The 9,681-nt window shown below is 41.4% G+C and carries 5 protein-coding genes; all 5 read left to right on the forward strand.

Annotated features, from left to right (window positions below; all coding sequences use genetic code 11):
• Nucleotides 1-480 precede the first annotated feature (480 nt).
• The 5 genes from smc to F6K13_RS06490 all read left to right on the forward strand — a co-directional run bounded on the left by smc (nt 481) and on the right by F6K13_RS06490 (nt 9,493).
• Nucleotides 481-4,161 (forward strand): chromosome segregation protein SMC, encoded by a 3,681-nt coding sequence (gene smc, locus F6K13_RS06470; protein WP_287287044.1) that lies wholly within the window; start codon nt 481-483, stop codon nt 4,159-4,161.
• 294 nt (nt 4,162-4,455) lie between these two features.
• Nucleotides 4,456-5,556 carry a PRC-barrel domain-containing protein gene (locus F6K13_RS06475; RefSeq protein WP_124155002.1) on the forward strand — a complete coding sequence of 367 codons (1,101 nt, stop codon included), beginning with the start codon at nt 4,456-4,458 and terminating at the stop codon, nt 5,554-5,556.
• Nucleotides 5,557-6,375: 819 nt separating this feature from the next.
• A complete protein-coding gene (locus tag F6K13_RS06480) occupies nt 6,376-7,047 on the forward strand; it encodes a hypothetical protein (protein WP_124144514.1) in 672 nt (223 codons plus the stop codon).
• Nucleotides 7,048-7,049: 2 nt separating this feature from the next.
• The gene (locus F6K13_RS06485; protein WP_124144515.1) at nt 7,050-8,780 is read left to right on the forward strand and encodes a VWA domain-containing protein; all 1,731 of its coding nucleotides are present in this window, start codon (nt 7,050-7,052) and stop codon (nt 8,778-8,780) included.
• Nucleotides 8,781-9,121: 341 nt separating this feature from the next.
• Nucleotides 9,122-9,493, forward strand: coding sequence for a hypothetical protein (locus tag F6K13_RS06490; RefSeq protein ID WP_124144516.1), 372 nt, complete (start codon nt 9,122-9,124; stop codon nt 9,491-9,493).
• Nucleotides 9,494-9,681 lie beyond the last annotated feature (188 nt).

The raw sequence follows: 9,681 nt of genomic DNA on the forward strand, positions 1-9,681 counted from the left end.
TATTGAGCAAAAACTCCTATTGCCACATCCGCAACAAAAACAACTATTGAGCAAAAACTCCTATTGCCACATCCGCAACAAAAACAACTATTGAGCAAAAACTCCTATTGCCACATCCGCAACAAAAACAACTATTGAGCAAAAACTCCTATTGCCACATCCGCAACAAAAGCAAATGCTGTGGAAGTAAGCAAAAATTCTTATCAAAATAATATGGGTCGCGCAACCCTGCCTTTTAAGGTGCAATATTTTTGGAGAGTTGCTCACGCATCCCCTACTTCCCCTCCCCTCCTGGGAGGGGTTAGGGGTGGATTGGGAGGGGCGGGGGTGGGTTAACTTTTGACTTCTGACTTCTGACTTCGTTAATGCGGGCAAATATCTGGAATGGGCATCTTGCCCATTCCACAAATCTCAAGTCCTGTCTATAATGTCTAGAATAATTAAAAGCCCAAAATCTACCCAGTCCACAAACTGGCCTTCATGGTTCATATCAAACGCCTGGAACTAACTAACTTTAAATCTTTCGGTGGCACTACTACGATTCCGTTGCTGCCCGGATTTACTGTGGTTTCTGGGCCTAATGGTTCGGGCAAGTCCAACATTCTCGACGCACTTCTTTTTTGCCTGGGGTTGTCCACTTCCAAAGGTATGAGAGCCGAACGCCTGCCAGACCTAGTTAATAACAAATTAGCAGGACGTAAAACTGTTGAAACTATAGTCAAGGTCACTTTTGATTTAGAAGATATAAAAACGAGTCTAAATGGCTACGAAGACCCCGAACCTTCAGAGTCAGAAACCCAAACAACTACAGAAAATCCACCAGAAGTCATAAAAAATGGAGCAAATACTCCAGAATCTGACGATCCATTTGAGATAGCTTCATCTTTTCATTCTTTAAGTGAGTGGAGTATTTCCCGTCGCCTCCGAGTCACAAAACAAGGGACTTACACCTCCACTTATTATATGAATGGTCAACCATGCACCCTGACCGAACTCCACGAACAACTAAATCAACTCCGGGTCTACGCCGAAGGATATAACGTTGTGCTTCAGGGTGACGTAACCAGCATTATTTCCATGAAGTCTCGCGAACGTCGGGAAATTATTGATGAAATGGCAGGAGTGGCTCAATTTGATAGAAAAATTACCCTGGCCAAAGATAAATTAGACTTGGTGAAAGAACAAGAAGAAAAGAGTGGCATTGTAGAAAAAGAACTGAAAAAACAATGTGACCGTCTTTCCCAGGACTGTGTAAAAGCTCAAAAATATCAAGAATTGCGGGGTCAACTCGAACAAAAGAGTCTCTGGCAAACAATTCTCAAATGGCAAAATCTACAAAAACAAGAGTGGAAACTTAGAGAAAATATAGAATCAGGCGATCGCTCTGCCACGGAAATTAACCAAAATATTCAAACCAAACAAACCGAAATTCAACAGGCCCAAACCGAACTAGACCAACTCAATGTCCAAGTTAAAGCTTTGGGAGAAGAAGAACTGTTGGCCTTACAATCAACCCTGGCCACCCAAGAAGCTGACCGCCGTCAACTAAAACAAAAGCATAAAGAATTAGAAAGCACCATTGAGCAAACCATCAAGAACCTCAGCCAACTTGAACAAGAAATACAGAAACATCAACAAAATCTGGAAATATTAGCCACAAACAAAATTGTTCAAGCTCAAGAAGTCGAATCTCTAGAGACCACTCGCAACCAAGCACGGGAAACTCTCAACCAACAACGAGAGTCAGCTAGTGCTATTGCCTCTACTGCCGAAGCTTGGATACAAGAACAAGCCCAACTTCATCATCAAATTGAAACTCTACAGCAAACTCTCAACCCCCAACTGACCGAACAAGCAAGAGTTAGGGAACAAATACATCAGCTAGAAAAGCAAATCCAGGAACAGCAAGAGTCCATGGCCGCCCTGGGGGTAGAAATAGAAAATCAAAATGCTTACCATGAAAAAATAGAAAAGTCAAGAGAAACCGCCAATTATCAAGTAGAATCCTTGACCAAACAATTAGCAGCAGTAGAACAAGACCTACAAATTCAACAAGATACTCAAACTCGCCTTCTCCAAGAACAAAGGGAAAGACAGCGGAAACTAGATAAATTAGAAGCCCAACAACAGGCAGTTCAAGAAGCTTCGGGAACTTATGCCACAAAAATGCTGCAACAGTCTGGTATTTCTGGCATTTGTGGTTTAGTGGCACAACTAGGGAGAGTAGAACCAAAATATCAGTTGGCTTTAGAAATTGCTGCCGGAGGCCGTCTGGGAAATATGGTGGTAGAAAATGATGCAGTGGGAGCTGCCGGGATTGAATTTTTGAAGCGACAAAGAGCTGGGAGAATGACGTTTTTACCTTTGAATAAAATTCGGTCTCCTCGTCTCAACCGAGATGATAGTTTGCGTTGGGGAGCAGCGGGGTTTATTGATTATGCGGTGAATTTGATTGACTGTGACTCTCGTTATCAGAATATTTTTGCCTATGTTTTTGGCTCTACGGTGGTATTTGATACTTTGACAAATGCTCGGAAATATTTGGGTAAACATCGAATTGTTACTCTGGATGGGGAAATATTGGAGACCAGTGGGGCGATGACTGGAGGAAGTGTGTCCCGTCGTTCTGGTAGCTTGCATTTTGGCACGGTTGATGGTAATGAGTCAGCAGAAATAGGGGAAATGGAAGTTCATCGTCAGCGCCTCCAGGAAATAGATATTGTTTTGGAGCGCTGTCAGGTAGAGATTTCTCGGAGAAAGGAGGATGTGAAGGAGCGGGCGCAAGCTTTGATGGAAGGGAAGCAGTATTTTAGAGAAACTCAGCTCAAAGTGGAGCAAATTGAGTCAGAGCTGCAAAAATTGACCAGACAACAAGAGCAAGGACAAGGACAATTAGAGAAAAATCATCGAGAATTGGTCAATGCTCAAACCAGATTAACATTCCTAGACCAAGAAATTCCGACCAGAGAAGTCCAATTAACAAAGTTAAAGCAAACTTTGGCCGAGTTGGAAAAGTCTCATACTCACAGTGAGTGGCAACAAATGCAGGAGATGATTCGGTCTCAAGAGCTAGTATTACAAGATCGGGAGGGTGCTTGGCGAGCTGCCCAACAACAACTTCAAGAGTTGGAAAATCAACAAAGGCTTTTACAAGAAAAGGTAGAAGCTATTTCTCGTCGGCAGTCAGAATATCAAGAGCAAGAATTAGCAGCTAGGGAAAATATTAAAGATATAAATAGTCAAGTATTGGTTGTGGACGAGCAAATTGCTGAAATTAAAGCAGGTATGGCCAAAGCAGAAGAAAAGTTAGGCACAGAAAAACAAAAAAGAGACCAAGCAGAGGCAAGTCTGCGAGAACTTTATTTAGCTAAACAGCAATTAGAATGGCAACTACAAAAATTGCAAGAATCTCAGGAGGGACGTCGGGAACAGTTAGTGACTTTGCGGACTCAGTTAGAAGAACAAAAGGCAGAGTTACCGGAGCAAGTGCCAGAAGTGCCGGAAAATATTAAAATAGGAGAATTAGATAAGGAGGTGCGATCGCTACAGAAACAACTTCAGGCCTTAGAACCTGTAAATATGTTGGCCTTGGAAGAATATGACCAAACCCAAAAACGTTTGGAAGAGCTAACTCAAAAATTAGCCACTCTGGAAGGAGAGCGGACGGAGTTGTTGTTAAGAATAGAAAACTTTACTACTTTGAGACAACGTTCATTTTTTGAGGCTTTCAATGCTGTGAATCAAAATTTTCAGACCATTTTTGCCCAACTTTCTGAAGGAGATGGTTATCTACAGTTAGATGATACAGAAGACCCATTCAACAGTGGGTTAAATTTAGTAGCCCACCCCAAAGGAAAACCAGTCCAGAGATTGGCCTCTATGTCTGGGGGAGAAAAATCTTTGACAGCTTTAAGCTTTATATTTGCCTTACAGCGTTACCGCCCATCTCCTTTTTACGCCTTTGATGAAGTGGATATGTTTCTGGATGGGGCAAATGTGGAGCGATTAGCTAAAATGATAAAACAACAGGCACAACAAGCTCAATTTATTGTTGTCAGTCTACGGAGGCCAATGATGGAATCATCCCAGCATACTATCGGTGTGACTCAAGCTAGGGGCGCTCATACCCAAGTTTTAGGGATTAAAATGACTAGAGATTAAATCTATTTGGAGAAGGAGACAGAAGTCAGAATAAAGGAGTCAGGAGTGAGAATAAGCTTCTGTGGATTCAAGACCGATAAATTACAATATAGAGATATAGAGATTAGTAATTTATTTTAACTTTTGACTTATTATAATACTGCCTCAGTCTGACTAAATTCTTTATTGATAAATTACAATGTAAAAATTATTAATTTCTCTTAACTTTTAAATTTTGACTTTTGACTTTTGACTTGTTATTTGACTTTTGACTTTTAAATTTTGACTTATTATAAGAATCGGGATTAAACAATAATGACATTTGAACAAATTTGGCAACGCTCCGATCTGTTAGGAACTCAAATAATCACTCGCGATAAAGGTAAGCGCCTAGGAGTAGTAAGCCAGTTATGGGTAGACGTCGATCGGCGGGAGGTAGTAGCTATTGGACTACGAGACAATATATTAGCCGTAGCTGGAATACCTAAGTTTATGTTTCTCAATAATATCTGCGAAATAGGTGATGTCATCTTAGTAGATAACGAAGAAGTAGTAGAAGAAGATATTGATGCTGAAGCCTATAGTAGCCTAATAAATAGTGAAGTCCTGACAGAAAATGGTGAACTTTTAGGTAGAGTTAGAGGTTTCAAGTTTGATACTACAGATGGCAAAGTTTTGTCATTGATTATTGCTTCTATTGGTATACCCCAAATTCCAGATCAAGTTATTAGTACTTATGAACTCTCAATTGATGAAATTGTTAGCAGTGGGCCAAATCGCCTGATTGTGTTTGAAGGATCTGAAGAAAAACTCAAACAGTTAACAGTAGGAGTATTAGAACGTTTAGGTTTAGGAGAAGCACCTTGGCAAAAAGAGGAAGATGGATTATATTATCCTCCCACTGTGAAACCTGATAATCAATTAGGTACAGGACAACCAGCTACTCGGGAACCTATTCGCACAGTAGCACCCTCAACTCAAGAAGCATGGGATGAAGATTGGGCAGAGCCAGAACCTAGAAGACCTAGAGTAGTTGAACCTGAACCTATTTATGATGACTACTATGAACAAGAAGTTGCTCCCCCTCCACGGCAGCTAGAGCGAGAAGCAGTTTATGAAGACTATTATGAAACAGAAGCAGTTGTTGCACCACCAGTCGCCCGTCAGGTAAGACAAAATCCTACTTATGATGAGTATGAAGAAGATAATTGGGGAGAGTCAGGCGGATATGAGTATGAAGATGAGAAATATGAAGAGAAAAAATATAAACCTGCTACAGAATATGAATATGACGAAGACATAGAAAAAGATGCCTGGGCTGATGATGAGGTTCCAAAACCCTATCAAGCACCTCGTGTAAATATTCCTCAGAAAACTAAGATGCCAGAATATGAAGAAGAACCTGGTGGTTATTGACATACTCCCGACGTTGTGCTTATGCGACAACGCGGGATTATTCAGCCTGGAAATGCCGGGTTGCTGTTTCGTTTGAGGTGATGTCCTCCCCCTGTGTTGATAATAATCCTATCCTGTTGATATAGCAGAAGTAATAACTCTATTAGCTGAAGATACTGAAAGGTCTAGGTATTCTATATGCTCACAATTAGTACAAGATGGTGTATGGGTTGAAATTGAAAGGCGTGAAAAGTATTATGATTATAAAGAGAGGGTTGATAAGTTCAAAATAAAAAGCAAAAAATAACTCTTGAGAACTAGAACTTTCCAAGAAACATTTTTACTGTCTAGTGTGGTGGTAGACAGTTCACTAGACAGTAATTTTCTGGACTATTGACCAAGTAAATGCGACAATGATAGTAATCAAGTTGATAAAGAATGCCAAAATCAATTATATCATGTCCGGTTGAATAATTAGACTTTGGTGGAAGGAAGGCAGAAGGCAGCTATGCTGGAGGCAGAAGGTTTTCTCCTATTATCACCTTAATTTTATACACGCTCCAATGCTACCGGACATGATATTATATCAAATCCGTTTAATTGGACATAAAAAAAATCTTCAATCGCCATAACTACGTTTATCTTTGTAATTCTTTCTCCTCCTGACTCGGTCCTCCTGACTTCCCCTCCACGGTCGGGGGAGGGGCGAGGGGTGGGTTGACTCCTCCTAACTTAACCATTCTATGGCTGTTTAACCGGATTCGATATTATGAGTCACTGCTTCGTTCAATTACTGAATGCTTTGCCATACGATAATCAAAACCGTTTAATTAGATCGTAATGAACTGGAAATTATTTTGGCGTAAAGTTTTGGGTTTGCCACAGACCTATTTTCTAATTGTAGGGACAGGATTAGGATATGTGAGCTTGATTATCTGGTTGGGAAATCGCCCCCTTACCTTAATTGTCGGGGGAGCAATTGCCCTTGTCATGGTGGCAGTTTGGTTTGGGAAACTCAGACAATTCTATGGGTGCAGTAGCCCTAATCTACTCGATGCAGCAATATTTCTCAATGAATTGGCAAGTATTGAAGGGAAACTTGAAGGACGTAAAGATGCCGATTGGGAACAAACCCTCATTTTGGTCAAACAAATCCAAATTTTTGCCCAACGCATAGCTAACCGAGAATCAAGTTTAATGCCGGAATTATTGGAGACTCTCTACACGGTTTTATCTCTTTGTGAGCAAGTAGCATTTGCCTTACTAACCTTGGACAAAATGCAAACTGAAACCTACAGAAGTCTGACCCGACAGCATTTAGAAACTACTTGTGAGCGAGTGCAAGAAACTCATCGTTTGCTACAAGAGTTACAAGATCGGGTGCTTTTGTCTTCTTTAGAAGCATCTACTGAACAAGCCAGTTTACCCCGCAGTCTCCGAGTAATCATTGCTGAAAATCAAACTGTCTTAGATAAGATCGGAACAAAATCATCGTCAATCCATGGAGGTTAGTTATGCTCAAAAAAGGACGTTTCTGGTTTCTCATCGGAGTTTGCCTTGCTTTATTCTGGGGATGTGTAGTCGAGCAAAAGGTAGATTCCTTTGCCAGTGCAGAGAGATATCTTCAGGAAAAGTTACTTCCTAAGATTTCCGTTGCCACATCCCTAATTCCCGATCGAGTAGCTTCGCGCTACACTATCGATGGGATTCAAGAACCTCTTCCTCCTATTGAACAGTTTCCTCTTTATGCTGCTCAACCCTCTACAAACCCCAAGGTAGTTTATCTCGAAATATTCAGTTCTTCAGAAAAAGCCAATATCAAAAAGCAAAATGAAGGTTGGTTGGTAGAAGTTGCTCAAGCTTTTAACCGAGAAAGAAAAACCATTAGTTCCGGTCAAGTTATTCAGGTCGGGGTGAGAAAAATTCCTTCGGGAACTGCCGCCAAGTTATTGGCTGCTGGCAAAGTGACACCGACAGGGTATTCTCCCTCTAATGATTTGTGGGTGGCAATGCTGTCAAGTCAAGGAATTAAAACCATCTCTATCCTTCCCCGTTTAGTGCCGAACGTTGGCGGTTTTGTCCTTCAAGAACGTGTTTATCGGGAATTAGCTGCAAATGGCGAAGTGAATTTTGACAAGTTGCTCAATGCGATCGCCTCTGGTAAACTTTCCGTTGGCTATCCCAATCCCTACAGTAGTGCTACTGCTTTGAATCTGCTCTACTCGCTCTTTTGGCGAGCAGCAGGACACCAACAAGATGGAGAACCCCTAACAATTGCTGACTTAGAATCTCCTCAAGTCAAGTCAGTATTTCAAAGCTTTCAGAAACAGGTATTGATTACCACAACCACGACTCTAGACTTGCAAGAAATTTTTATCCGCGACAAGGATAAGTTACAAGCATTTCCGTTGGAATATCAAAATTATCAGCAACTCAAAAAAGTACCTGGATTTGAGAAAACCGTTTTTATCCCCTTTGGCATTCCTCATAATAATCCTCTGGTCGGATTTGCCTGGAATACAGCCAAACAACAAGAAGCCTTGCAAAAATTTGCTGAGTTTGCTGCTTCTGATGCCATGAAAAAACTGGCCCAGCAACAAGGGTTTGTCGAGACAGACTATCTTTTGGCTCCCAATCTTCCCCCGATTCCAGCAGGAGAAGTCTTAACCACTGCTCAATCATTTTGGAAGCGTCAGAAAGATGCAGGACGTACAGTTTATTTAATGACGGTAATCGATACCAGTGGTTCGATGGAAGGACAACCTCTAGCGAAGGTAAAAGAGGGTTTGCGCATTGCTAGTCAAGAAATTAATCCAGGTAATTATTTAGGTTTAATTAGTTATAACGAGCGCCCAAGCGAAATGGTGGAATTAGCTCCTTTTGATGAAATGCAGCACAAACGGTTTCTAGCTGCTATTGATAATTTACGTGCCGATGGTGGAACCGCTATGTATGACGGAATGATGGTGGCGTTGGGGAAATTGCTCGAACAAAAGAAAGCTAATCCTAATGGTCTTTTTTATATATTAGTCTTAACTGATGGTAAAACCAATGAAGGTTTTGTCTTCGCAGAAGTCAAAGACGTTCTCCAATACAGTGGGGTGCGGGTTTATCCTATTGCTTATGGGGATGTGAATCAACAGGAATTAGCAGTGATCGCTGCTCTACGGGAATCTACCGTTAAAACTGGTACTCCAGAAACCGTCAAAGAACTCCTAAAAGGTTTATTCCAGACTAATTTATAGGGCTAACTACTGAAGTAAAAAAATTGGACAAAGTTTGACAAATATTAAGAAATATTGAAAATAAATTGATGTTCTGCTGATGTTCTGCTACTATTAATTTTGAAGATGACAGAGACTTGTTTGCGAAGCATTCCGCAGGAAACGCTGCGGTCAATTTGGAAAACTATGTGCATCAGTAGGTGGAGTTCCCGCCAATTTTAAGCCTGTGGAGAAGATAAGTTGCAGACTGCGGTCAGTGGTCTTCAGTGTTTGCGCAGCATTCCGTAGGAAAACAGAAAGCTAGCTCCAGAGATGCATGCAGTCATGCATGGGTAAGTTTGGGTAAGTTTAGTAGAACGGAAATGAAACAACTAAATCGTTACCTGTTAACCATTCTTGGACTCGGTTGGTTGAGCTTTATGGTCGCAGGTTTGGTGCTCAATCAGGTTTTGCCTGTGCCTAATTTTGTTCTTCTCATAGAGCGGAGTTATTGTCCGCCCCAACAATGGCAACAAGTAGTAGAAGAATATATCGATTTATATCGGCAACATCAACAACATCTTGTCAAGATTGAATCTGTAGTTTTGTTTAACGATCTAGGAGAAGAAGTTTTGACGACTGTCCCGACTCCAGAAGAATTACGAGGTCAAGGCACCTACGGACGCTCTAGTCCCCAACGTGAGGCTGAATTAAGGAAAGCTTATGACCAAGTCAAGGTTATTCGCTGCTTGTGAAGAATTCAGAGGTCGTATCCCACATTCCGCACCACAAAATGTAGTATAGAACAAGGAGACAGGAGACAGGAGACAACTCACCCCTAACCCCTCCCAGGATGGGAATACAGGAGACAACCCACCCCTCGCCCCTCCCCCTCCCAGGAGGGGAGAAATGGGAATGAGCGAGGAGGTAGAAGTCAGAATTG

The organism is Okeania sp. SIO2B9 (genome assembly GCF_010672505.1).
GTDB lineage: Bacteria > Cyanobacteriota > Cyanobacteriia > Cyanobacteriales > Microcoleaceae > Okeania > Okeania hirsuta.